Genomic DNA, 23,199 nt, shown 5'->3' on the forward strand with positions numbered 1-23,199 from the left:
TCGACTTGGTCTACGACCGACAATTTAAAAGCTAGCGTGTAATCGCGTTGGCTGCGCCTTTTTCTCGTATCCATTGAGTCCTCCTGAACAAAGGTCAGAAGGTGTAAACCTTATTCAGGACGGGACATCGAACATAAAAAAGGCGACCCTAACACGGTCGCCTTTTGTCATTGCGCGTACTGCTTGCTCAACCCCGGCGGCACGCCTTGCACGTTGGTTTCTTCCCATGGCCCGTTGGGGCTGATGGAGCGGCTCCAGCCGTTGCTCCAGCGGTAGTAGGTGCGCTGGCGGTAGAAGGTGTCGGGCTGGCCATCGAGCACGTAGACCTGCATCTTGCCGTCCCAGTGGCTGGCGGCGCCCGGTGGCGGGGCGAACGTCGGCGATTTGGTCGGCACAGGCTTCGGCGGCGGGGTAACCGGGCCGGAAGGCCTGGTGCTCGGCTGAGTCGAAGGGCCGGACGGCGGGATCGTCGGGCCGGTCGGGCCAGGAGGTGGCCGATGGACCGCACAGGCGCTCAGGCCCACTACCAGGCTGAGCAGGGTGATGCGTGCGAATGCGGTCGTCATGGGCGTTTCCTCAGGATTACTTGTCCGGACTGTCGATGGTCAGCTGTTGCAGTGCAGTAGTGCTGCTGGCCAGGGGTTGACTGCGGCCGATCCACTCGCCAGCGGTCGGAAGACCTGCCCGGGATATGCGCGCAACCAGTTGGACTTCGGCGAAGTTGGACAGTTTCAATTGCGGCATCATTGCGTCGGCGTCACCCAACTCGACGGTGACCGGCAGTTCGGCGACGGTAATGCGTTTAGCCGCCAACGGTGCCGGAGGGCCACTGACGGCGCGGGCGAAGATGAACACAGTGTCGCTCGGCAGCGCCTTGGCCTTCACATCGGCGGACACATCCACCCGCACCTTTATCACGGCTTTTTCGGCGACGGTGCCCCCGCTTTCCTTCAGGCTCTGCGCCGCCCGGTCGATGCCGCCTTGCAGCGCGGCACGGGAATTATCCTCCGGTGGCAGTTGGGCCAGCAGGCGTGTCCAGTAGTCGATGGCCTCTTGATAACGCTTGCCTTCAAACGCCGCGATACCCAACAGGCCGAGGCTGGTGACTTCCTTCGGATCCAGCTTCAGGGCTTCATCGGTCAACGCCTGAACCTTGGGCGACCACTGCTTATCGTCAGCGAAGTATTGCGCCTGGGCCCACTGGCCAAGCAGCTCCGGCTGGCGGCCAGCCAACGCCACGGCACGCTCGAAGACTCTGGCCGCATCGGCCGAACGATCCTGGGCCATATAGGCGCGGCCAAGGAAGTACAGGCCTTCGGCTGAATCCGGTTGGGCCACAGCCGCGCGCTCCAGGCGCTGGGTCATGTCTTCCATGGACACCGGCGGCTGGGAGAACTCGCGGGTCAGTTCGACTTTGTCGCTGGCGCCAAAGTGCAGGTACAGGCCCAAGCCAAGCACGGGCACGAGGACGGCGGCGAGCAACGGCAGCGGTTTGCCCAGACGCGACTCGCGGGGCTTTTCGACGCCTTCGGTATCAGCCAGCAGTTCGCGGGCCGCTTCGGCGCGACCGGTGTCGAGTTGCGCGGCGTTGAGCACGCCTTCGTCCTGCTGCACTTGCAGCTCGGCGACACGCTCTTGGTACAGCGCCACGTTCAGCGCGGTGCGATCCTCTTCGCGCTGGGCACGACGGCCACGCAACACAGGGATCAACAGGAAACTCAGGGCAATCAGAAGCAGCAAGCCGGCTGCGAGCCAGAAATCAATCATCAGTCTTGGTGTCCAGCAATTGGTCGAGGCGTTTACGCTCTTCGGGGGACAGTGCGTCGGAACCATCGGTTGGCGCCGCGCGGCGACGGCGCACGATCACCGCCATAACCACCACGCCCGCCAACAACAACCCGGCGGGGCCGAACCAGAGCAGTGCGGTCTTGCCGGTGAGGGCCGGTTTGTAGCGCACGAAATCACCGTAGCGGTCGACCATGAAGTCGATGATCTGCTGGTTGTCCTTGCCCTCACCCAGCATGCGGAAGATCTCCTTGCGCAGGTCGGCGGCGATGGGCGCGTTGGAGTCGGCGATGTCCTGGTTCTGGCACTTGGGGCAGCGCAGTTCCTTGGTCAGTTCGCGAAAACGCTCGCGATCACCGTCCTTGGCAAACTCGTAGGTGTCGATGGCCGCGTGGGCCACACCGACCAAGCCCAGCGCCAGCACGGCAGCGGCTAACAGACGTTTCATGGTTTGGCCTCATCGACCAGCGCCTGGTACTTGGCGGCCAGTTGCTCACGCCACACGACTTCGTCGATCACACCGACGTACTTGTCGCGGATCACGCCCTTGGCGTCGATAAAGAAGGTTTCCGGGGCCCCGTAGACGCCGAGGTTGAGGCCGAGATTGCCGTCTTCATCACGGATATCCAGCTGGTATGGGTTGTGAAACTCGGCCAGCCATTTCAAGGCTGCTGCGTTGTCGTCCTTGTAGTTGATGCCGTAGATCACCACACCCTTCTCCGCCAATTTGTTGAGCACTGGGTGTTCGACGCGGCAGGAGATACACCAGGTGCCCCACACGTTGACCAGCGCCGGTTTGCCCAGCAGGTCGGCACGGGTCAGCGTCTTGTCGCCTTGCACGTTCGACAGAGAGAACTCGGGGAACGGCTTGCCGATCATTGCCGAAGGCAGCTCGGCCGGGTCCAGGTACAGGCCGCGATACAGGAACACCGCCACCACCAGGAACAACGCCAGCGGCAACACCATCAACCAACGCTTCATACCGCCGCTCCTTGCAGACCGAGGGCTTCACGCACCCGGCTCTTGACCTTGACTCGATACCGCCGATCCAGCGCGGCCAGCAAACCACCAAAGCCGGTGAGCAAACCGCCAAACCAGATCCAGCGCACAAACGGCTTCACATGCACGCGCACGGCCCAGGCGCCCTCGCCCAGCGGTTCGCCCAACGCCACATAGAGGTCACGGGTGAAACCGGCGTCGATACCGGCTTCGGTCATCATCGAGCTCTGCACGGTGTAGAGGCGTTTTTCCGGGTGCAGCACGCTGATTTCCTTACCGTCGCGCACTACCCGCACAGTGCCTTTGTCGGACGTAAAATTCGGCCCTTCAAAGTGCTTGGCGCCCTCAAAGATAAACTGATAACCGCCCAGGTCCATGGACTCGCCCGGCGCCAGGCGCAGGTCGCGTTCGGCGCTGTTCTGGCTGGACAGCACCACGCCCAGCGCACACACGGCGATGCCAATGTGGGCGATCTGCATGCCCCAGTAGCTGCGGGTCAGCGTCGGCAGGCCTTTGATCAAGCCTTTGTGGCGGGTCTTGTCGAAGAGGTCGCGAACACCGGCCAGCAGTACCCAGGCGGCGAGCATAAAGGTGGCCAGTACCGCCCAGTTGAAGTCGCCATAGGCAATGCCGGCGATCACGGCCAGCGCGACGCTGCCCAGCAGTACCGGCATCAGCATGCCGGCCAGCCATTTCACCGGTGTGTCTTTCCAGCGCACCAGTACGCCGACCGCCATCACCACCATCAGCAACCCCATCAACGGGATAAACAGCGCGTTGAAATACGGTGGGCCGACGGACAGCTTGGCGCCGCTCAGGGCATCCAGCACCAGCGGGTAAAGAGTGCCGAGCAGGATCATCGACGCAGCGACCACCAGCACCAGGTTGTTGCCCAGCAGCAGGGTTTCCCGCGACCACAGGTTGAAGCCAACGTGGCTCTTGACCACCGGCGCACGCAGGGCGAACAGGGTGAGTGAGCCGCCCACCACAAACAGCAGGAAGATCAGGATGAACACGCCGCGCTCCGGGTCGGACGCAAACGCATGCACCGAAGTCAGTACGCCCGAACGCACGAGGAACGTGCCGAGCAGGCTGAGGGAAAATGCGGCGATGGCCAGCAGCACCGTCCAGCTCTTGAACACGCCGCGCTTTTCAGTGACGGCCAGGGAGTGAATCAGCGCGGTGCCCACCAACCACGGCATGAACGAGGCGTTTTCCACCGGGTCCCAGAACCACCAGCCGCCCCAGCCGAGTTCGTAGTACGCCCACCAGGAGCCCAACGTAATGCCAATCCCCAGGAAGGCCCAGGCGACGATGGTCCACGGCCGCGACCAGCGCGCCCAGGCGGCATCCAGGCGCCCGCCCAACAAGGCGGCGATGGCGAAGGCGAAGGCCACGGAGAAACCGACGTAACCCATGTACAGCATCGGCGGGTGAACGATCAGGCCAATGTCCTGCAGCAAGGGGTTGAGGTCATGCCCATTCGACGGGATCTGCGGCAGGATGCGGCTGAACGGGTTTGAGGTCATGATCAGGAACAGCAGAAAACCAATGCTGATCATGCCCATCACCGCCAGCACCCGCGCCAGCATCACTTGCGGCAGTTGGCGCGAGAACACCGACACGGCGAAGGTCCAGCCGCCGAGGATCAATGCCCACAGCAGCAACGAACCTTCGTGGGCGCCCCACACGGCGCTGAACTTGTAGTACCAAGGCAGCGCGGTGTTGGAATTATTGGCGACGTAGGCGACGGAAAAATCGTCGGTCATAAACGCGTAGGTCAGGCAGCCAAACGCGAACAACAGGAAGGCGAACTGACCCCAGGCGGCCGGCTGCGCCAGGCTCATCCACAGGCGATCACCACGCCAGGCGCCGAGCAACGGCACCACGGCCTGCACGATGGCGAAGCACAGGGCGAGGATCATCGCCAACTGGCCCAACTCGGGGATAAACAGTGCGGACGTCATCACTCAACCCTCCTTAACGGGTGTTGGCGCGGATTGGCCGCTTTCTTTCAAGGCCTTGGTGACTTCCGGCGGCATGTATTTCTCATCGTGCTTGGCCAGCACTTCATCGGCCACCACCACGCCGTCGGCGTTGAGTTTGCCCAGGGCGACAATGCCCTGGCCTTCGCGGAACAGGTCCGGGAGGATGCCGCGGTAGGTGATGGTCACGGCCTTGTTGAAGTCGGTGACCACGAAGGTCACGTCGAGGGAATCGCCGGAGCGTTTCAGCGAGCCCTTCTCCACCATGCCGCCGGCGCGGATGCGCGTATCGACAGGCGCTTCGCCATTGGCGATCTGGGTCGGGGTGTAGAACAGGTTGATGTTCTGTTGCAGGGCGCTCAGGGCCAGGGCCACGGCAATGCCGACGCCGGCCAGGATGGCAAGGATGATCAACAGACGCTTTCTACGCAGCGGATTCACTTTTCGGTCTCCCGGCGCAGACGACGCGCCTCTTGTTGCAGGTAACGCTTGCGGGCCAGGATCGGCGCGGCGACGTTGAGGGCCAGCACCGCCAGGCAAATGCCATAGGCCGTCCAGACATACAGGCCGTGGTGGCCCATGGCGAGAAAATCACTGAAAGAAGCAAAGCTCATCCACGCGCTCCCAGGCAGGTTTGCACTTCGGCCTTGACCCAACTGGCGCGGGCTTCACGCTTGAGCACTTCAAGGCGCATGCGCATCAGCAGCACGGCGCCGAAGAAGCAGTAGAACCCCAGCACCATCAGCAGCAACGGCGCCCACATTTCCACGGGCATTGCCGGTTTTTCGGTGAGGGTGAAGGTGGCGCCCTGGTGCAGGGTGTTCCACCACTCCACCGAGTATTTGATGATCGGGATGTTGATCACGCCGACAATCGCCAGTACCGCACAGGCCTTGGCGGCGCTGTCACGATTACTGATCGCGTTGCCCAGGGCAATCAGACCGAAGTACAGAAACAGCAGGATCAACATGGACGTTAGTCGCGCATCCCAGACCCACCATGATCCCCAGGTGGGTTTGCCCCAGATCGCACCGGTGACCAGCGCCACGGCGGTCATCCACGCGCCGATGGGCGCAGCGCATTGCAGGGCCACGTCGGCCAGTTTCATCTTCCACACCAGGCCAACGATGCCGCACACCGCCAGCATCACGTAGCAGGACTGGGCCAGCATCGCGGCGGGCACGTGGATATAGATGATGCGAAAGCTGTTGCCTTGCTGGTAGTCCGGCGGCGCGAAAGCCAGGCCCCAGACCAGGCCGATGCCGATCAGCAACACGGCGAAGAGGCTCAACCACGGCAGCAGTTTGCCACTGATGCCATAGAACCATTTGGGCGAGCCAAGCTTGTGAAACCAGGTCCAGTTCATTGCTGTTTCTCACGGTTGCTTCGCGTCATGGCGAGAAGCGTAGGGTCTTTACTGACTCAGCGTGTCACGCTGGGTCAGACCTCATTATTCACCGACGCTGATCTTCAGGCCGGCGGCTATGGCAAAGGGTGTCAGGGTTACCGCCAGGGCGGTCAGGCTACCAAGCCACAGGAGGTAACCGGTCGCCGGCATGCCCATGAGCGCGGCCTGCAAAGCGCCGCTGCCAAGGATCAGTACCGGGATGTACAACGGCAGAATCAACAGGGCCAATAACAGGCCACCGCGCTTCAAACCGACGGTCAACGCTGCGCCCACGGCCCCCAACAGGCTGAGCACTGGCGTGCCGAGTAACAAGGACAGAAGCAAAACCGGCAGGCATTCAACGGGCAAGCCCAGCATCATCGCCAACAGCGGCGAGAGCAAGACTAGCGCGAGGCCGGAAAAAGCCCAGTGTGCCAGCACCTTGGCCAGTACCAGAAGTGGCAAAGGGTGCGACGAAAGGACCCACTGTTCCAGGGAACCGTCTTCGAAATCACTGCGAAACAGCCCGTCCAGCGAGAGCAGAACCGATAAAAGCGCCGCCACCCACACCAGTCCCGGAGACAAGCTTTGCAACAGTTTAGTCTCGGGGCCGACCGCCAGCGGGAACAGCGCAATCACAATGGCAAAGAACACCAGCGGGTTGGCCAATTCAGCCGGGCGACGGCACAACAGCCGCGCTTCACGGGCGACCAGCAGGGCGAAGACACTCATGCCGACCACCGGCCCAGGTCGAGGTCGCGGTAACCGGCGGGCATGCGAGCCAGGGTGTGATGGGTGGTGAGCAACACGGTGCCGCCCTGCTCGCAGTGCCGCGCCAGGTGCTCTTCCAGTTGGGCGACACCTTGTTTATCCAGGGCAGTAAAGGGCTCGTCGAGAATCCACAACGGCGGGCCCGGCAGGTACAGGCGCGCCAGGGCCACGCGGCGCTGTTGGCCGGCGGACAGGGTATGGCAAGGAACGTCTTCAAAGCCCTTGAGACCGACAGCGGCCAGGGCCTGCCAGATGGCGTCACAGGGAGCAGGATGATGCAGGGCGCTGAGCCAACTGAGGTTTTCTTCGGCGGTGAGCACGTCCTTGATGCCGGCGGCGTGGCCGATCCAGATCAGGTTTCGCGCCAGTTCAGTGCGTTGTTCGCTGAGGGGTTTACCGTTGAGCCGCACTTCGCCCGCCGTCGGCTGCATCAGCCCGGCCAGCAGGCGCAGCAGACTGGTCTTGCCACTGCCGTTGGGGCCGCTGACCTGCACCATATCGCCACCCGCCACACGCAGGTCGAGGTGCTCGAACAGCAGGCGCAAGTCGCGTTCACAGGCAAGCGCTACGGCTTCAAGAAGAGGGCTGGTCAAGAGATCGCGGGCCTTTACGGTTCAAGTCGGCGGTGCAGCGGCCGTTAAAGAGAGATGCACAATAACGGCTTTGGCGACCGATTTTAGAGAGCTGGATCAAATAGTTGTGAGGTTTTTACCGCTCTCTTTGCAGACGGGCGGCATTATACATGTGATGCCCTACGCTAAAGAGGGCAATTTCCCCAGAGACGATGCGCACGATGACCGGCGAGATCAACCTTCCTACGCTCCCTCCCACCCCGACAGCCGGGCAAAGCCCCGCGCCTGCGACGGGTGAATTGCTGAAACTGCTGGAGCCGCAGATCGGGCTGATCGACCCGGGAAAAACCGCGAACGCCGAAGTCATCGCGCTCAAGCAAGGCGGTGAAGCCTTTCAGCTTCTGCTCAAGCTGACCCTTGAAGGCGGCCGCCAGACCCTGGTGCAAGCCAGCAGCGCCCAGCCGTTGCCATTGGGCAGCAATGTGGCGGTGAGCCAGACGCCGGCGGGCAACCTGACCTTGAGCTTGCAACAGGCCTTGAGTGCCAATGTGGCGGCCCTGACCCGCATCGACACTGATCAGATGCCCGTGGGCACGCTGTTGCAGGCCAAGGTGCTGACCACCCAGATGTTGCCCCAGGGCACCGCACAACCGGCGATCTACCGCTCGCTGGTGACGGTGCTCAACAACGCCCTGGCCGGTGCGACGCTGACGGTGGAAAGCCCTCAGCCCCTGCGCGTGGGCAGCCTGCTCAGCGCCGTGGTGCAGAACGCGCAGACCCTGAGCTTCGTACCGTTGAGCGGGCTCAAGGATCAATTGGCCGTCACTCAACAACTCTCGACCCAGCAAAGTCGGCAAGGCTCGCTGGATGCGGTGTTCACTGCACTGCAGAACCTGCCGCGCGGCGACAGCACCTCCGCCGACCTGCGCGCCGCCGCCGACCGCTTGCTCGCCGCCCTGCCGGACCTGGCCCAGGTAAGTAATCCCAAAGTGCTGGCCCAGGTGGTCCAGAACAGCGGCGCATTTCTTGAAGCCAAGCTGCTCGCCGGGCAAAACCCGCAAGTGCCGCCCCTGGATATGAAGGGCGCGCTGCTGCGCCTGGTCGCGGATCTGCTGCCTGCCCTGCCCACCAGCACCAACTTGAATGCGATCCTCGCCGCCAACACCCTGGCCCAGGTGATGCCGAATTTCGTGCGCAGCCCGCTGAATACGCTCGGCCAAGTCAGCGCGCGACAGGCACCGGTTGGCTTCCCACTGCCGGAGCGGCTGATGGCCAAACTGGAAGGCGAAGGCGACCTGGAGAACCTGCTGCGCCTGGCTGCGGGGGCCATCTCCCGCTTGCAGAGCCATCAGTTGTCGAGCCTGGAACAAACCGGCACCACCGCCGATGGCCGCCTGCAAACCACCTGGCAGTTGGAAATCCCCATGCGCAGCCTGCAAGACATCGTGCCCTTGCAGGTCAAGTTCCAGCGCGAGGAACCGGCGCAGGACAAGGACCAGCCCGAACGCAAGGACAGGAAAGACCCCAGGCAAATGCTCTGGCGCGTCGAGTTGGCGTTCGATATGGAGCCGCTGGGGCCATTGCAGGTCCAGGCGCAACTGACCCAGGGCAAACTGTCCAGCCAACTGTGGGCAACCCGCCCGTTCACGGCCAGCCTGATCGAAAGCCATTTAGGCAGCCTGCGCGAGCGGCTGGTGACCTCTGGCCTCAACGTCGGCGACTTGGATTGCCACCTCGGCACGCCGCCACGCGGGCCGAAAACCGGACTGGAGCAACGCTGGGTGGATGAAACCGCATGAACAACGCAAACCCGCCACGCCAGGCGATTGCCCTTAAGTACGACGGCCAGCAGGCGCCCACGCTCACTGCCAAGGGCGACGATGCCCTGGCCGAAGCCATCCTGAAATTGGCGCGGGAAAATGAAGTGCCGATCTATGAAAACGCCGAGCTGGTGAAGCTGCTGGCACGCATGGAGCTGGGCGACAGTATCCCGGAAGAGCTGTACCGCACGATTGCCGAGATCATTGCGTTTGCCTGGACGCTGAAGGGCAAGTTCCCGGTGGGCTATGACCCGTACGCCGCGCCGGCAGAGCGCGACGTGACCGAACGCGGGGATGACTACTGAATCAGCCCGGCACCACACTGGCCAATACGCGGGCCGCTACCGAGGTGGTAACCGGCTTGCGCTGAGCGTGCTGTTTCAACGCCTGCTCGAACGTCTGCCCCTCATACCGCCGCAATGCCGCACCAAACGCACTCGCCTGCGCAGGCGGAAGTGGCGCGGTGAAGGCCTCGATGAACGGCGCGTCAATCACGGTGTTGCGAACACGCTCTACCTCTGCCTGTACGGAACGGCTATCCCGGGCAGTGACCTTATCGAACAGGGCTTGATCCTTGATCACAAAATCCTTGGCACCGGGTGCGCGTTGAGCAACGAGCACATTCTGCTGACCGTTCCAGGCCGACAGTGAATATTCCTTAAGCCTGTCCTGACTGTTCTTGACCGACTCGATACTCGGGCCACGATGCTCCAGACCGGCACTGAAAAACTGGCTCAGGACATTGAAGTCCATCACCGCCTCATCGGTGCCGCGCTTGAGAATCCGACAGCACAAGGTCGCGAGGTCCACCTGGATATCGTGGAAATGCAACTTGGGTTCCTGGCTCAAGCGTGCGATATCGGCGATTTTCTGGTTGAAATCGTTTGGCCACAGGTACAACGCATCCCGCGTCAGTGGCTGCCCCAGGCGCTTTTCCATGGGGCTCATGAACTGCTGAACCAACGCCGCGCCCTGGTCATGCACCTGCAACATGCTCGTGCCGGGCATACGGTTTTGGATCATGTTCTTGACAACATCGGTGTTGAGCGCGAACTGGCCGGTGAGAAAGGTGGTTTTACCCGCTGATGGCGCACCCCGAACTATCGAGACATCCTGCGACAAGGCAGGTGCCGGGTCTTGAAGAATGGACTGGAATTGCGTCAGGTATTTTTCTGCCACCTGTGCGGTCAGGTTCTTCAGAATGTTGGCATTGAGGCTGTCCACCTCGGGCAGCCAGACATTTTTCTTGCCCAGGGCCTGCGCCAGTGTCGGCAAGGTTTTGTCAGCCGCAGCCGGGTCGGCCCACCGCAGCCGCTCATTGTCCTGCAATCGTTGCAACTGCCCAGGATCACGCGTCAGCGCCTGCCAGGAGGTAATGCTCGGATCGGCGATCATGCAGGCAAGCCGCTCCCGATAAGTATTCTCGGAAAGCGGCGTGCCGATCAGTTGATTCAAAACCCCACGTGCAGTGCTTGAATTGATCGACGCTGCAGTGAGCAAGCCGGGTTCGGCGAGAGCGGGTGCCGCCACGCCAGGAGCGGAAGTAGCAGGTTGGATAGTCATCGTCAGGCCTCCAGTAACCAAGACTCAGAAAATTAACCTGCCCGTTCTGGATGGCTCATAGGACTTATCTTGACTGTGCCCCCGCCACCGGTGAATTGTGTGTCAGCCAAATACCTCACTCAACGGAATGAAGTTGACCCGATCGCCGATAGCCAGCGTCGTGCCTTCCAACACCTCCACAAACCCTTCCGCCCACGCCGCACTGCGCAGCACACCGGAGCTCTGGTTGCGGTAGATGATCGCTTTGCCTTGCTCGACGCGACCGCGCAGGTATTCGCGGCGGTTGCCTGGCTTGGGCCACTCGAACCCTACCGGCACTTCAAAGCGCAGCGGCTCGACGTCTTGCACCCCTTGGCGGCGCAGCAGATAAGGGCGTGCCAGCAGTGCGAACGTGACCAGCGTCGACGCCGGGTTGCCGGGCAGGCCGATCACCGGCACGCCACGGAAGTGGCCAAAGGTCAGCGGCTTGCCGGGTTTGATCGCGAGTTTCCACAACGCCAGCTCACCCTCTTCACGCAGGGCGATCCCAAGGAAGTCCGCCTCGCCCACCGACACACCGCCCGTGGACAGGATCAAGTCGACACGGCCCAAACCGCCCAGGCGCGCGCGGGTTTGCTCCAGGTCGTCAGGCAGGATGCCAGCGTCAATCACTTCGCACCCCATGCGCGTAAGCCATGAGCACAGCACGCGTCGGTTACTGTTGTAGATCTGCCCCGGCCCGAGCGGTAAGCCGGGTTCGATCAATTCATCGCCGGTCGACAACACCGCCACGCGCGGGCGACGTATCACCGCCAAGCGATCATGGCCGAGGGACGCCGCCAGTCCCAGTTCAATCGGGCCCAGACGCGTGCCGGCCGACAATACCAACTCGCCTACGCTAGTTTCCTGGCCCTGGGGACGGATGTTCTGGTCGAGGTGCAGGGGCTCGGTGAAGCTCACGCGCTCATCGGCGTGGACCACGGCGTTCTCCTGCATTTCCACGCAGTCTGCCCCTTCCGGTACCGGGGCGCCGGTGAAGATGCGGGCGCAGGTGCCGGCGGCCAGGGGTTGTGGCGCCTGGCCTGCAAAAATGCGTTGGCTGACCACCAGCGGTTCGCCGGTCCAATCCGCCAGGCGCACGGCATAACCGTCCATGGCACTGTTTGGCCACGGCGGCAGGTCGAGGGTTGAGATCAAGTCTTGCGCCAGAACACGGCCGTCGCACTCCGCCAGCAGCAGGGCATCCTGCTCACGGATCGGCGCGGCGTCGGCCATGGCCAGCAGTTGGGCCAAAGCGTCCTCTACCGGCAGCAGCGCGCCGGTCTTGCCGGGCTTACCCACGGGATTCACAGGGTTCGGCCTGTTTCAGGTGCGGGACGAAGTTGCATGGGCGGTGACGGTTGTCCAGTTGCTCGGCGAGGATGCCGTCCCAGCCGGTACGCACCGCATTGGTAGAGCCCGGCAGGCAGCACACCAGGGTGCCATTGGCCAGACCGGCCAGGGCACGGGACTGCACAGTGGACGTGCCGATGTCGGCCACGGAAATCTGGCGGAACAGTTCGCCGAAACCGTCGACCTGCTTGTCCAGCAGGCAGCTCACGGCTTCGGGGGTGCTGTCACGGCCGGTGAAGCCGGTGCCGCCGGTGATCAGCACAACTTGCACCACGTCTTCGGCGATCCAGTGGGCGACCTGGGCGCGAATTTTGTAGAGGTCATCCTTGAGCAGCACGCGCTCGGCCAGGTTATGGCCGGCGGCTGTCAGTCGGTCAACGAAGACCTGGCCCGAGGTGTCGGTGTCCAGGGTGCGGGTGTCGCTGACGGTCAATACAGCAATGTTCAGGGGTACGAAGGGCGCATCTGCCTTGGCTTTCATGGCACGGTCCGGTTGTCGAAGGAACAGCCCGGTGTTATATCACAGGCCCCTGTTTACCTGCCGTAGCGGAACCCCTATGTCGTTAGATTCTTCGCCCCTGCCCTGCTCGATTCTGCTGTTGTCGGGTGGACGCGGCCAGCGCATGGGCGGCCAGGACAAGGGCCTGCTGGCGTGGCGCGGCCAGCCCTTGATCGCCCATCTGCAAGGCCTGGTGCGGCCACTGACGGATGACCTGATCATCTCGTGCAACCGCAACCAGGATCGCTACGCGCCCTATGCCGATACGCTGGTGAGTGACGACAGCCCGGACTTCCCGGGCCCCCTCGCAGGTATCCGCGCCGGGCTCGCCGTAGCGCGCCATGAGCACCTGCTGATATTGCCGTGCGATGTGCCGAATATCGACACACGACTACTGGCCGACCTGCGCGAGACCGCGCGGCAAAACCCATTGGTGCCCGTGATGGTGCGTCACGGCGCATTCTGGGAACCCTTGATCTGCATCATCCCCACCCACCTCAAAACCGAGGTAGAACGGGCCTGGAACACGGGTGAGCGCAGCCCGCGCAAGATCTTCCTGCAGTTGGGCGGCGTGGGCCTGGCGTGCCCGGCAGATGACCCGCGCTTGGCAAACCTTAATACGCCCGAGCTGTTAAAGCCGAGCGCTGACGTGTCAGAATGAAATTTCGCACAAGGAACTTTGGCGACGTCTTACACGTCTCAAGGTCAGCAATCAAAAAGTATTCTCTCGGAGACAAACCCATGACTCAACGGACCATCGCCGCTCTCATGCTTGCACTGGGCCTCGCCACCCTCGCAGGTTGCGCTTCGCCAACAGTGATCACACTGAATGACGGTCGCGAAATCCAGGCCGTCGACACCCCGAAATACAACGAAGATTCGGGTTTCTACGAATTCGAACAACTTGACGGCAAGCGCACCCGCATCAATAAAGATCAGGTTCGCACCGTAAAAGACCTGTAAATCTTAGCGTTTGCCAACAAGGCCCGCCTCGCGCGGGCCTTGTCGTTTCTGGCGGTTACCAGTCTAGGGTTATCTGGCTGCGGAAACTGCGTTCTTCACCCGTAACCGGGTCGATGAACCGCACCCCCTGGGCGAGCAGTTTGAGGGGGTTGGCGTAGTCGTCTACCGCGTCCTTGATCACGTCGGGGTAGAACGGGTCGTTGCAAATACTCGCGCCGAGGGCGCTCATATGCACACGCAACTGGTGCTTCTTGCCGGTCACCGGGAACAGGCCGTAGCGCCACAGATCGCCGTTTTTCTCGCGCACCTCCACCGCCGTTTCGGTGTTGGCGGTGCCAGGGCCTTCCTGCATGCGAAAGAACGGCTCGCCATCGACCAGTCGGCTTTTATGCACCCTGGGAAAGCTCAGGTCAGGCAACGCTGGTGCAATGGCTTCGTAGAACTTATCGATCTGGCGTGTGGGAAACAGCTGCTGATAGGCCGAGCGGCTGGCGGGGTTGGCCGAGAACAGCACCAGCCCGGCGGTGTGCCGGTCGATACGGTGCAAGGGCACCAGTGAGGGATTATCCAGGCAGCGAATCAGGCGGCGCAGCAAGGTTTGCTCGACGTACTCGCCGGCCGGGGTCACGGGCAGGAAGTGCGGTTTATCCGCCACCACCAGATGCTCGTCGGCATACAGGATGGTTTCCTGCGCCGGGATCACCTTTTCGTTCGGTACTTCACGGAAGTAGTAAATGCACAGACCTTCCTTGTAGGCCAGGTCCAGCTGGATGGGGCTGCCGTTGATATCCAACACCCGCCCACGGCCGATGCGGTCCAACCAGTGTTCACGGCTGATCGCCGGGAAGTGCCCGCACAGGCAATCGAGCACGGTCGCCCAAGGGCCAGGCGGCAGGTACAGGGTGCTGGCTTGATGTTGGGACGCGGAAAAACCGGAAGTGGACATGCCGATGCTCGAAGCCTTGAAAAACCGGCAGGCATTATCCCGCATGAAGCGGGACTCAGCCTAGGGCGGATCTCAGGCTTTGGCCAATTGCGCCCGCAGGACAGGCGACGCACTGGCCGCGTCGGTGAACTCCTTCAGCCAGCGCAGCACATCCACCGCGTCCCAGCGGCCCGGATCGTACAAAGCGTAAAGCAGCCCCTGATAACCCACCACGTCCAGTTGCTTGTGGTAACCGGCGCGCTGGAACAACGCTTCGATCTCCGCGAAGCAGGTATTGAAATGCACTTTGTTAAAGGGCGTCTTGCCTTCCGTGACCAGGCCATCGAGGCGCAGCTCGTTCACCGCGTCGCGCACGACGTCGGCGGACATGCGATTGACGCTGCTTTTCAGTTGTTCAACATTCACCACGGGCGTTCCCTCTATTCAATCGCTGTACAAACATACAGTAACGTAATAATTGGAAACCCGCCATCGCAGAAGCGTCAGCGCAAGAAGGCGACAACCTGCTCAGTGTCGAAAGGCCAATCCAGTTCGGCACCGGTGTCCACCCTTCTGAGCACCGGAATCCGCAGGCCGTAGGCTTCGGTGAGGTCAGCGGGATCGGTGATATCCACCAGTTCCACCAGCAACCCGTGTTCGACGAGCGGCATGATTTCGGCTTCGGCAATCTCACAAAGATGGCAACCCAGGGTGCCGAACAGCTGGCATTCAGGAAGCATGACGAAAGGACCTGATCAGAAAACAGATCAACATTCTAGGCCTGCTCAGTACTGGTGGCGAGCCGATAAACCCTGATCCAGATCAGCATGGCCTATAACTGATTCAGCGATTCTCGCGGCTTTTTGCCCGCTCACCCTGCAACGGAGATGCTTGTGTTCGCCAACCTGCTGATCATTCTGGCCTCATCCCTGGTGGTGATTGCGCTGTTTCGCCGGCTGCAACTGCCGCCCGTGCTGGGCTACCTGTGCGTGGGCCTGGCGGTGGGGCCTACGGCGCTGGACTGGGTGAACGACAGCGAAGAGCTGCCCGACCTCGCCGAGCTTGGCGTGGTGTTCCTGCTGTTTTCCCTGGGCCTGGAGTTCTCCCTGACCAAGATGCTCGCCCTGCGCCGCGTGGTGTTTGGCCTGGGTAGTTTGCAGGTGCTGGGGTGCAGTGCGCTGTTGGGGGGCGTGTTGATGGGCTTTGGCGTGGCGCCCGGCATCGCCTTGCTGCTGGGGGCGGGGCTGGCGTTGTCCTCCACGGCGATCGTCAGTAAAGAGCTGGGCAGCCTTGGGGAAATTTTCAGCAGCCATGGGCAGAATGCGATTGGCGTACTGCTGTTTCAGGACGTGGTCGCCGTTTTGCTGCTGACCCTGGTGCCGGTGTTTGCCGGCAGCAGCGACCACGCCTGGTACTGGGCGCTGCCGCTGACCCTGGGCAAAACCGTGGTGCTGTTTGTTGGCCTGCTGCTGGCCAGTCGCTGGTTGTTGCCGCGCCTGTTCCGTGAGGTCGCCGCGTCCCATTCGGCAGAACTGTTTGTGCTGCTGGCGCTGGTGATCGTGTTGCTGACCGCCTGGCTCACCCACTTGCTTGGCCTGTCCCCGGCCCTCGGTGCGTTCCTGGCCGGTATGCTGCTGGGAGAGAGCCATTACCGTCACCAGATCGAAGCGGATATCCGCCCGTTTCGCGACATCCTGCTGGGGCTGTTTTTCGTCAGCATCGGCATGTTGATTGACCTGCAGTTGTTCATCAGCCACAGCCTGCTGATCCTTGGCCTGACGCTTACACTGATGCTGGTTAAAGGTTGCGTGGTGGCGGTGCTGGTCAAGCTGCGCGGCAGCGACAGCGAAACAGCCTGGCGCAGCGGCCTGGCCCTCGCCCAAGGCGGTGAGTTCTGTTTTGCACTGATGGCGCAAATGCAGCAAAGCCGGCTGATCCCGGATCAATTCAATGGCCTGCTGCTTGCCGCCACGTTTTGCTCAATGCTGCTGACGCCACTGCTGTTGCGTGCCGCACCGGCAATTGCCCTGCGCCTGCACCGCAAGCCCAACCAGCAAGTGCAACTGGAAGAAATCACCGCGCTCAATGCCGAGCTGCGCGACCACGCGGTGATCTGTGGCTACGGCCGCGTCGGGCAGTCCATCGGGCGTTTTCTGCGCCACGAACAACAAACGTTTATCGCCCTGGATGACGACCCGGAACGGGTACAGGAAACCGCCACCGAAGACAGCAGCGTGCATTACGGCGACTGCCGTCGCGGCGCCTTGCTCAGTGCAGTGGGGCTGGAACGCGCGCGGTTGGTGGTGATTGCCGTGGACAACAGCGATGTCGCCCTGGTGGTGCTGAAGGAGGCGCGTCGCATCAACCCCGATGTGCCGATCCTGGTGCGTACCCGCGATGACAGCCAGTGGGCCGAGTTGAAAGCTGCGGGCGCCAGCGAAGTGGTGCCCGAGCTATTGGAGTCGAGCCTGATGCTTGCCTCCCACGCCTTGATCCTGCTGGGCCTGCCGGACCAACAGGTGCAGGCGCGGGTCGACGAAGTGCGGCATAACCGCTATCGACTGCTCCACGGCTTTTACACGCCGCCGAACAGCGACGACGCGCCGATCAATCCTGACTGACCGCGCCGATCTTGTGGATCGACAGATCCGCGCCGTAGTACTCCTGCTCCTGGCTCAGGCGCAGGCCGCCGACGCGCTTGATCCCGCCGTACACCAACAGGCCGCCGCCAAATGCAACCGCCACGCCGAGGCCGGTGCCGATCAACTGGCTGATCAGGCTCACGCCGCCCAGGCCGCCCAACGCCGTCTGGCCAAAGATGCCGCAGGCAATCCCGCCCCACACACCGCACAGGCCATGCAGCGGCCACACACCCAGCACGTCGTCAATCTTCCAGCGATCCTGGGCGGCGATGAAGCACCACACAAACAGCCCTCCGGCGACTACCCCAGTGACCAGCGCGCCCACCGGGTGCATCAAGTCGGACCCGGCGCAGATCGCCACCAGCCCGGCGAGCGGGCCGTTATGCAGGAAGCCTGGGTCGTTACGCCCGATCACCAACGCAGCCACTGTGCCACCGACCATCGCCATCAACGAGTTGACCGCCACCAGGCCGCTGACGCCGTTGAGGGTTTGCGCGCTCATCACGTTAAAGCCGAACCAGCCGACGATGAGAATCCACGACCCGAGCGCCAGGAACGGAATGCTCGACGGTGCAAATGCAACCAGGCGCCCTTCCCTGTAGCGCCCGTTACGCGGGCCGAGCAGCAACACCGCCGCCAACGCCAGCCAGCCGCCCATGGCGTGTACCACCACGGAACCGGCAAAGTCATGGAAGCTGGCACCAAAGGTCGCAAGCAACCAGGCTTGCAGGCCGAAATTGCCGTTCCAGACCATGCCTTCGAAAAACGGATAGATAAACGCCACGATCAATGCGGTGGCGCACAACTGCGGAGCGAACTTTGCACGCTCGGCAATGCCGCCGGAGATAATCGCCGGGATTGCCGCCGCGAATGTCAGCAGGAAGAAGAACTTCACCAGGCCATAACCGTGGTCGGCGCTGATCACCGCCGCCGGTTGCATGAAGCTCACGCCGTAGGAGATCCAATAGCCTATAAAGAAATAGGCCAGGGTGGAGATGGCGAAGTCGCTGAGGATCTTCGACAGTGCATTGACCTGGTTTTTCTGGCGTACCGTGCCGACTTCCAGGAACGCGAAGCCGGCGTGCATGGCCAGCACCATGACCGCGCCGATCAGGATAAACAGGGTGTTTGAGCTGTGGACCAGGGTGTCCACCGCACTTTGCAAATTTTCCATGGAGGTTGGCAGGCCTGCATTAAAGGCAAAAAGCACCAAAGCGGTTCAGGCCACGATTGCACGCACTAAATTGGCACCGCCGGCTCCGCCCCTCTTGAGAGGGCGTGAACCGCTTTAGCGCAGCGTTCAACACAACAGGCCGTTGCCGACAGGGTTTTTCCGCGAGTTTCAGTTATTTAGGGTAAGGTTTTTGATGGCTTGAGGCCTTACCGCCCAGATTCAGCGCAGGCACTCGTGCATGCGCACCATGGCAAAGCAAAAGCTGTACCACACAATTGCACTGAACCTTCACCGATGCGGGTGACTCGAAACCACACGTACCGATCAGCCAATCACGGAGATAACCATGGCCAGAAAAACAGCACAGACAGCCCAGGAAATACTGATGGCGGATTTTCAAACCCTGGTCAGTGACACCGAAAAACTGCTGGATGACACGGCGATCCTGGCCGGCGACCAGGCCGACGAGCTGCGCAGCAAGATTCATGAAAGCCTGCTCAAGGCCCGCGAAACACTGCAACTGACCGAAGATTCCTTGCGCGAGCGCGGTCAGGCGGCGGTCACTGCTACGGAAGATTACGTACAAGCCAACCCTTGGCAGTCGGTGGGTATCGCGGCCGGCGTGGGCTTTTTGATCGGCCTGCTGGCTACAAGGCGCTAATCATGTCTATCGGCGAAAGCGGCTCGGCTACGGGCGCAAGTTCTACCTCACGACGCCTGGGCGCGGCCGTTCTAGGCTTGCTGCACAGCCACGTCGAACTGTTCGGCATCGAATTGCAGGAGCAGAAAGCACGCACCGTCAGCCTGCTGCTGTTTGCCGGCTTGGCCTTGGTGTTTGCCCTGTTATTGCTGGTGGGGTTGTCGACACTGGTGATGATCCTCGTCTGGGACACCGGCTACCGTCTGACCGGCATCATCTGCCTCTGCGTGTTCTACAGCCTGGCCGCCGCGTTCTGCGGGGTGCGCTTGAAAGCTGCGGTGTTCGATGAATCCACGCCCTTCCACGCCACGCTTGAAGAGCTGGCCAATGATCGGGAGCGCCTGCTGCCATGAGCCTGACTGAGATCCCGCACAACACTTCCCGTCGGGAAATGCGCAAGGCGCTGATCCGCCTGCGCATGGAAATGCACCGCCAGGAAATCCGTCACGAGTCCCAACAATTGATGGCACCGCTGCACAAAGTGCGCGACATGCGCCACAACTGGCAGGACAGCCTGGGTATCAAGCACGCGCCGCTGTGGGGCGTGGCGGCGGTGACGCTGATGGGTTTCTTTACCGGCAAGGGGGCCAAGGGCGGCAGTATCAGCAGCATCACCCGACTGGTGCGGCTGGGCGCCGGTTTGATCCCTCTGATCAAATTGGCGATGGCGGGGACTTCACGCAAAGGATAAGCCCTGCTGGCTGCATTCTTGCAAACAGAATCGGCCCGGCCTTCGTCATTGAAGGCCGGGCCTCTTTTTTTCGCTATCTCCCATAAGGAGGCCCTGTGATTGACGGGCAACCGCTCGCCTGCTTCCAGCCGTTTATCGACACTGCCACCGGACGCATTGCCGGCGTAGAGGCACTGGGACGCCTGCGCCAGGCCGACGGCAGCTTGCAGTCCGTGGGCCCGTTGTTCGCCGACCCGCGCACGCCAGGCACGACCTTGCGCCGCCTCGACCGGCAGCTGCGCGACAACGCCTTGAGCCGCCTGCATGAAGCGCCCCAAGACTGGTTTCTGAGCCTCAACATCTCGCCGCGCTGGATCAACCGATTGCGTCCGGGCCAGGCCCTGCCGAGCCTGAAACAAATCCACGCCCATGGAGTTGACCCGCAGCGCATCGTGTTCGAGATCACTGAACTGGGCGGTGATATCCAGCGCCTGGCCGATGTGGTCGCGCGGTATCGCCAGGCCGGTGCGCGCATCGCGATTGATGACTTCGGCGCGGGCTACTCCCAGCTTGACCGGGTACTGGCGTTGCAGCCGGATATCCTCAAGCTGGACATGCGCCTGTTCCAGGAAGCCGCCAAGGGCGGGCCAAGCAGTGATGTGGTGCGGGCACTGGCTCAGATGGCGGAAAAAACCGGCTGCTGGATCATTGCCGAAGGCGTGGAAACCGAGGCACAACTGAGCTTTGCCCTGGAATGCGGCTCGCGCTATGTACAAGGCTATCTGTTTGCCCAGGCACAGTTGGACTGGTTCGCCGCCGACGCTTTCGTACCGCGCTTTGCCCAACTGCGCACGACATACGTCCAGCAGAAACTGGCGGAGCGTGGGCGCATCATGCACCTGCGCCAGCAATTGACCGAGTTGATGAAAATCCTGCAAAGCTGGGCCCTGGGCCAGGCGCCGCTTGACCAGTTGCCGCAATTGCCGGATTTCCCCTGGCTGCTGCGTTTTTATCAGTGCGACCGGCATGGCACGCAGCTCACGCCCAACCTGGAATGGCGCCATGACGCCTGGCAAGCCGACAACCGTTACCTGGGCCACAACTGGTCGTGGCGCCCGTATTTCTACCACCTGCTGGCCGAAGGTTGGGACGAGCGGCGCCTGACGTTGTCCTCGACTTATCGCGACGCCACCACCAACCAGTATTGCCTCACCGCCGGACAATTCTTCGATAACGGTCAGCGCTTGCTGTTAATCGATATCGACGCGGCCGGGTTGTAGATTTTCGCTTGCCCCGCCAGGGCGGAACCGGGAAGCTGGGCGGGTCATTCACCGCACGGAGAGTACCCGCCTTGGATTGGCCTACCCTGCTTACCCGCGAACGGCTTGGAAAGCCCCTGCACAGCCCGGAAGAACTCGGCCGCAGCCCCTTTCACAAAGACCATGACCGCATTATTTTCTCCGGCGCGTTTCGCCGCCTGGGCCGCAAGACCCAAGTGCACCCGGTGTCCAGCAACGATCATATCCACACCCGCCTGACCCACTCCCTGGAAGTCAGTTGCGTGGGCCGCTCCCTCGGCATGCGCGTCGGCGAAACCCTGCGCAGCGCCCTGCCCGACTGGTGCGACCCGAGTGATCTGGGCATGGTGGTGCAATCGGCCTGCCTGGCCCACGACATCGGCAATCCGCCATTCGGGCATTCCGGGGAAGACGCTATCCGCCACTGGTTCCAACAGGCAGCCGGGCGCGGCTGGCTGGATGACATGAGCAGCGCCGAGCGCAATGACTTCCTCAATTTCGAAGGCAATGCCCAAGGTTTCCGGGTACTGACCCAGCTTGAATACCACCAGTTCGACGGCGGTACGCGGCTGACGTATGCCACCCTGGGCACTTACCTGAAATACCCCTGGACCGCTCGCCACGCCGACGCTCTGGGCTACAAGAAACACAAGTTCGGTTGCTACCAGAGCGAGCTGCCGATTCTCGAACAGATCGCCCACAAGCTCGGCCTGCCACAACTCGAAGAACAACGCTGGGCTCGTCACCCACTGGTCTATCTGATGGAAGCCGCGGATGACATCTGCTACGCCCTGATCGACCTGGAAGACGGCCTGGAAATGGATCTGCTGGAATACGCCGAAGTCGAGTCGCTGCTGCTTGATCTGGTGGGCGACGACCTGCCGCAGACCTATCGGCAACTCGGCCCCCAGGACTCGCGCCGACGCAAGCTGGCGATACTGCGCGGCAAGGCCATCGAGCATTTGACCAACGCGGCGGCCAGAGCCTTCGTCGAACAGCAGGATGCGTTGCTGGCCGGCACCCTGCCCGGCGACCTGGTGGAGCATATGCACGGCCCGGCCAAACGCTGCGTGCTGGATGCCAAAGATATGGCGCGCAAGAAGATCTTCCAGGACAAACGCAAGACTTTGCATGAAATTGGCGCCTACACCACGCTGGAAATACTGCTGAACGCCTTTTGTGGCGCGGCATTGGAGCAGCATGGCGGGCGTACGCCGTCCTTCAAGAACCGGCGCATTCTCGATCTGCTGGGCAACAATGCACCGAATCCTGCTTGGCCACTGCACGCCTCGTTTCTGCGCATGATCGACTTTATCGCCGGCATGACCGACAGCTATGCCACTGAGATGGCGCGGGAAATGACCGGGCGTTCAAGCCCTCAGTAACGTCATGCATCAAGTTGCCTGTTCCCTGAAGAGAATCGCCCTACGACGGGAACAGAGCGGCCTGATCGAATTCGCACAAACACCCGAGGAATAATCGCGCACGCTCCGGGCGAATCTGGCGAACCGTTCTTGCGTGCCTCCCATCGACGCTTGACTCACCGTGTGCCTTCTATGCCCAAGTACCCCCTTCGGATCCTGTTGGTAGAGGATCACCCCTTTCAATTGCTCGCCACCCAATGCCTGCTCAAAAGCTTCGGCTTTGAGCATCTGACCCCGGCGGAAAACGCCGAACAGGCGATTCGCTTCATGACGCAGGCCGAGGCGCCCTTCGACATTATCCTGTGCGATCAGTGCCTGCCCGATCTGCCTGGGCTTGAACTGATTGAAATCGCCAGCCGCCGTGGCTTTATCAAGGCCGCCATCCTGCTCAGCGGGCTGCCCGTGACAGAACTTTCAACGCTGCAGGCCCTGGCGCTCAAACGGGGCCTGCCGTTGCTCGGCTACTTGCCGAAGCCATTAAACAAAGATGAACTTGCAGGTTTGACCCTGCCATTACTCACACTATAAATGTAGGACTTAAAACATATAAACCCGTCGAAAACTGCACGCATAACGTCCGCAAAATCCCTGGCACCACGATTCAGTTCACGCCCCTGCGAAATATAGGCTTTTCGCCCTACAACGCCTTAT

Annotated in this window: 28 protein-coding genes; 11 read left to right on the forward strand and 17 right to left on the reverse strand. The window is 61.9% G+C overall.

The genetic code is table 11. The features are described 5' to 3' along the window. Positions 1–167: 167 nt before the first annotated feature. From EJD88_RS19625 to ccmA, 10 genes are all read right to left on the reverse strand, one after another. The gene (locus EJD88_RS19625) at positions 168–566 is read right to left on the reverse strand and encodes a hypothetical protein (protein ID WP_158878798.1); all 399 of its coding nucleotides are present in this window, start codon (positions 564–566) and stop codon (positions 168–170) included. Positions 567–582: 16 nt separating this feature from the next. Then, positions 583–1,767 carry a c-type cytochrome biogenesis protein CcmI gene (ccmI, locus tag EJD88_RS19630; protein WP_112194287.1) on the reverse strand — a complete coding sequence of 395 codons (1,185 nt, stop codon included), beginning with the start codon at positions 1,765–1,767 and terminating at the stop codon, positions 583–585. Then, positions 1,760–2,233: a cytochrome c-type biogenesis protein gene (locus EJD88_RS19635; RefSeq protein WP_012723038.1), complete on the reverse strand. Its 474-nt coding sequence runs from the start codon at positions 2,231–2,233 to the stop codon at positions 1,760–1,762. The genes ccmI and EJD88_RS19635 overlap by 8 nt, the downstream gene beginning before the upstream one ends. Continuing rightward, entirely contained in the window at positions 2,230–2,766 is a 537-nt protein-coding gene (locus tag EJD88_RS19640; RefSeq protein WP_032889103.1) for a DsbE family thiol:disulfide interchange protein, read from the reverse strand. The genes EJD88_RS19635 and EJD88_RS19640 overlap by 4 nt, the downstream gene beginning before the upstream one ends. Further along, positions 2,763–4,751, reverse strand: a complete 1,989-nt coding sequence (locus EJD88_RS19645) for a heme lyase CcmF/NrfE family subunit (RefSeq protein ID WP_158878799.1) — start codon at positions 4,749–4,751, stop codon at positions 2,763–2,765. Before EJD88_RS19645 ends, EJD88_RS19640 begins: the two co-directional genes overlap by 4 nt. A 3-nt stretch (positions 4,752–4,754) precedes the next feature. Continuing rightward, positions 4,755–5,210 (reverse strand): cytochrome c maturation protein CcmE, encoded by a 456-nt coding sequence (gene ccmE / locus EJD88_RS19650; protein ID WP_112194281.1) that lies wholly within the window; start codon positions 5,208–5,210, stop codon positions 4,755–4,757. Continuing rightward, positions 5,207–5,383 carry a heme exporter protein CcmD gene (ccmD, locus tag EJD88_RS19655; RefSeq protein ID WP_003172771.1) on the reverse strand — a complete coding sequence of 59 codons (177 nt, stop codon included), beginning with the start codon at positions 5,381–5,383 and terminating at the stop codon, positions 5,207–5,209. The genes ccmE and ccmD overlap by 4 nt, the downstream gene beginning before the upstream one ends. Next, positions 5,380–6,135 carry a heme ABC transporter permease gene (locus tag EJD88_RS19660; protein ID WP_099586776.1) on the reverse strand — a complete coding sequence of 252 codons (756 nt, stop codon included), beginning with the start codon at positions 6,133–6,135 and terminating at the stop codon, positions 5,380–5,382. The genes ccmD and EJD88_RS19660 overlap by 4 nt, the downstream gene beginning before the upstream one ends. A gap of 84 nt (positions 6,136–6,219) precedes the next feature. Next, the gene (gene ccmB, locus EJD88_RS19665; protein WP_158878800.1) at positions 6,220–6,888 is read right to left on the reverse strand and encodes a heme exporter protein CcmB; all 669 of its coding nucleotides are present in this window, start codon (positions 6,886–6,888) and stop codon (positions 6,220–6,222) included. Further along, the gene (gene ccmA, locus EJD88_RS19670; RefSeq protein ID WP_158878801.1) at positions 6,885–7,520 is read right to left on the reverse strand and encodes a cytochrome c biogenesis heme-transporting ATPase CcmA; all 636 of its coding nucleotides are present in this window, start codon (positions 7,518–7,520) and stop codon (positions 6,885–6,887) included. The genes ccmB and ccmA overlap by 4 nt, the downstream gene beginning before the upstream one ends. Positions 7,521–7,720: 200 nt before the next feature. On the opposite strand from ccmA, the gene EJD88_RS19675 reads away from it, so the two are divergent. Both EJD88_RS19675 and EJD88_RS19680 read left to right on the forward strand, forming a co-directional pair. Further along, on the forward strand, positions 7,721–9,298 hold the full coding sequence (locus EJD88_RS19675; RefSeq protein WP_158878802.1) for a flagellar hook-length control protein FliK: 1,578 nt from the start codon (positions 7,721–7,723) through the stop codon (positions 9,296–9,298). After that, positions 9,295–9,624, forward strand: coding sequence for an EscU/YscU/HrcU family type III secretion system export apparatus switch protein (locus tag EJD88_RS19680; protein WP_158878803.1), 330 nt, complete (start codon positions 9,295–9,297; stop codon positions 9,622–9,624). The genes EJD88_RS19675 and EJD88_RS19680 overlap by 4 nt, the downstream gene beginning before the upstream one ends. A gap of 1 nt (position 9,625) precedes the next feature. Here the strand turns inward: EJD88_RS19680 and EJD88_RS19685 are convergent, their stop codons facing one another. From EJD88_RS19685 to moaB, 3 genes are all read right to left on the reverse strand, one after another. After that, positions 9,626–10,882 (reverse strand): hypothetical protein, encoded by a 1,257-nt coding sequence (locus tag EJD88_RS19685; RefSeq protein ID WP_158878804.1) that lies wholly within the window; start codon positions 10,880–10,882, stop codon positions 9,626–9,628. A 102-nt stretch (positions 10,883–10,984) separates the two neighbouring features. Then, positions 10,985–12,211, reverse strand: coding sequence for a gephyrin-like molybdotransferase Glp (gene glp, locus EJD88_RS19690; RefSeq protein ID WP_099586780.1), 1,227 nt, complete (start codon positions 12,209–12,211; stop codon positions 10,985–10,987). Further along, positions 12,195–12,734, reverse strand: a complete 540-nt coding sequence (gene moaB / locus EJD88_RS19695) for a molybdenum cofactor biosynthesis protein B (RefSeq protein WP_056857153.1) — start codon at positions 12,732–12,734, stop codon at positions 12,195–12,197. The genes glp and moaB overlap by 17 nt, the downstream gene beginning before the upstream one ends. A 76-nt stretch (positions 12,735–12,810) precedes the next feature. Here moaB and mobA point away from each other — a divergent pair, with 76 nt between their 5' ends. Together mobA and EJD88_RS19705 are read left to right on the forward strand one after the other, a co-directional pair. Further along, positions 12,811–13,413 carry a molybdenum cofactor guanylyltransferase MobA gene (gene mobA / locus EJD88_RS19700; RefSeq protein ID WP_099586782.1) on the forward strand — a complete coding sequence of 201 codons (603 nt, stop codon included), beginning with the start codon at positions 12,811–12,813 and terminating at the stop codon, positions 13,411–13,413. Positions 13,414–13,493: 80 nt separating this feature from the next. Continuing rightward, the gene (locus EJD88_RS19705; protein WP_010211805.1) at positions 13,494–13,715 is read left to right on the forward strand and encodes a YgdI/YgdR family lipoprotein; all 222 of its coding nucleotides are present in this window, start codon (positions 13,494–13,496) and stop codon (positions 13,713–13,715) included. A gap of 55 nt (positions 13,716–13,770) precedes the next feature. Here the strand turns inward: EJD88_RS19705 and EJD88_RS19710 are convergent, their stop codons facing one another. From EJD88_RS19710 to EJD88_RS19720, 3 genes are all read right to left on the reverse strand, one after another. Then, the gene (locus EJD88_RS19710) at positions 13,771–14,661 is read right to left on the reverse strand and encodes a pseudouridine synthase (RefSeq protein WP_099586836.1); all 891 of its coding nucleotides are present in this window, start codon (positions 14,659–14,661) and stop codon (positions 13,771–13,773) included. A gap of 72 nt (positions 14,662–14,733) precedes the next feature. Continuing rightward, on the reverse strand, positions 14,734–15,069 hold the full coding sequence (locus tag EJD88_RS19715; protein WP_099586783.1) for a transcriptional regulator: 336 nt from the start codon (positions 15,067–15,069) through the stop codon (positions 14,734–14,736). Between the two features lie 74 nt (positions 15,070–15,143). Continuing rightward, positions 15,144–15,380, reverse strand: a complete 237-nt coding sequence (locus EJD88_RS19720) for a glutaredoxin family protein (RefSeq protein WP_099586784.1) — start codon at positions 15,378–15,380, stop codon at positions 15,144–15,146. 147 nt (positions 15,381–15,527) lie between these two features. On the opposite strand from EJD88_RS19720, the gene EJD88_RS19725 reads away from it, so the two are divergent. After that, positions 15,528–17,261, forward strand: a complete 1,734-nt coding sequence (locus EJD88_RS19725) for a monovalent cation:proton antiporter-2 (CPA2) family protein (protein ID WP_143522565.1) — start codon at positions 15,528–15,530, stop codon at positions 17,259–17,261. Here the strand turns inward: EJD88_RS19725 and EJD88_RS19730 are convergent. Then, the gene (locus EJD88_RS19730; protein ID WP_112194271.1) at positions 17,248–18,456 is read right to left on the reverse strand and encodes an ammonium transporter; all 1,209 of its coding nucleotides are present in this window, start codon (positions 18,454–18,456) and stop codon (positions 17,248–17,250) included. The two genes, EJD88_RS19725 and EJD88_RS19730, sit on opposite strands and share 14 nt — an antisense overlap. Before the next feature lie 346 nt (positions 18,457–18,802). Here EJD88_RS19730 and EJD88_RS19735 point away from each other — a divergent pair, with 346 nt between their 5' ends. The 6 genes from EJD88_RS19735 (at position 18,803) to EJD88_RS19760 (ending at position 23,076) form a co-directional block, all read left to right on the forward strand. Beyond that, positions 18,803–19,117 carry a YqjD family protein gene (locus tag EJD88_RS19735; protein WP_032889079.1) on the forward strand — a complete coding sequence of 105 codons (315 nt, stop codon included), beginning with the start codon at positions 18,803–18,805 and terminating at the stop codon, positions 19,115–19,117. Between the two features lie 2 nt (positions 19,118–19,119). After that, on the forward strand, positions 19,120–19,509 hold the full coding sequence (locus EJD88_RS19740) for a phage holin family protein (RefSeq protein WP_099586785.1): 390 nt from the start codon (positions 19,120–19,122) through the stop codon (positions 19,507–19,509). Then, positions 19,506–19,847 carry a hypothetical protein gene (locus EJD88_RS19745; RefSeq protein ID WP_099586786.1) on the forward strand — a complete coding sequence of 114 codons (342 nt, stop codon included), beginning with the start codon at positions 19,506–19,508 and terminating at the stop codon, positions 19,845–19,847. The genes EJD88_RS19740 and EJD88_RS19745 overlap by 4 nt, the downstream gene beginning before the upstream one ends. Positions 19,848–19,942: 95 nt before the next feature. Next, positions 19,943–21,106 (forward strand): EAL domain-containing protein, encoded by a 1,164-nt coding sequence (locus EJD88_RS19750; RefSeq protein ID WP_099586787.1) that lies wholly within the window; start codon positions 19,943–19,945, stop codon positions 21,104–21,106. A gap of 71 nt (positions 21,107–21,177) precedes the next feature. After that, positions 21,178–22,509, forward strand: coding sequence for a deoxyguanosinetriphosphate triphosphohydrolase (locus tag EJD88_RS19755; protein WP_099586788.1), 1,332 nt, complete (start codon positions 21,178–21,180; stop codon positions 22,507–22,509). Between the two features lie 171 nt (positions 22,510–22,680). Then, complete coding sequence (locus EJD88_RS19760) at positions 22,681–23,076, forward strand: response regulator (RefSeq protein ID WP_099586789.1); 396 nt, start codon at positions 22,681–22,683, stop codon at positions 23,074–23,076. Positions 23,077–23,199: the final 123 nt, after the last annotated feature.

The sequence above is a fragment of the Pseudomonas sp. PB105 genome, assembly GCF_009764655.1.
GTDB classification, from domain to species: Bacteria; Pseudomonadota; Gammaproteobacteria; order Pseudomonadales; family Pseudomonadaceae; genus Aquipseudomonas; species Aquipseudomonas cyclaminis.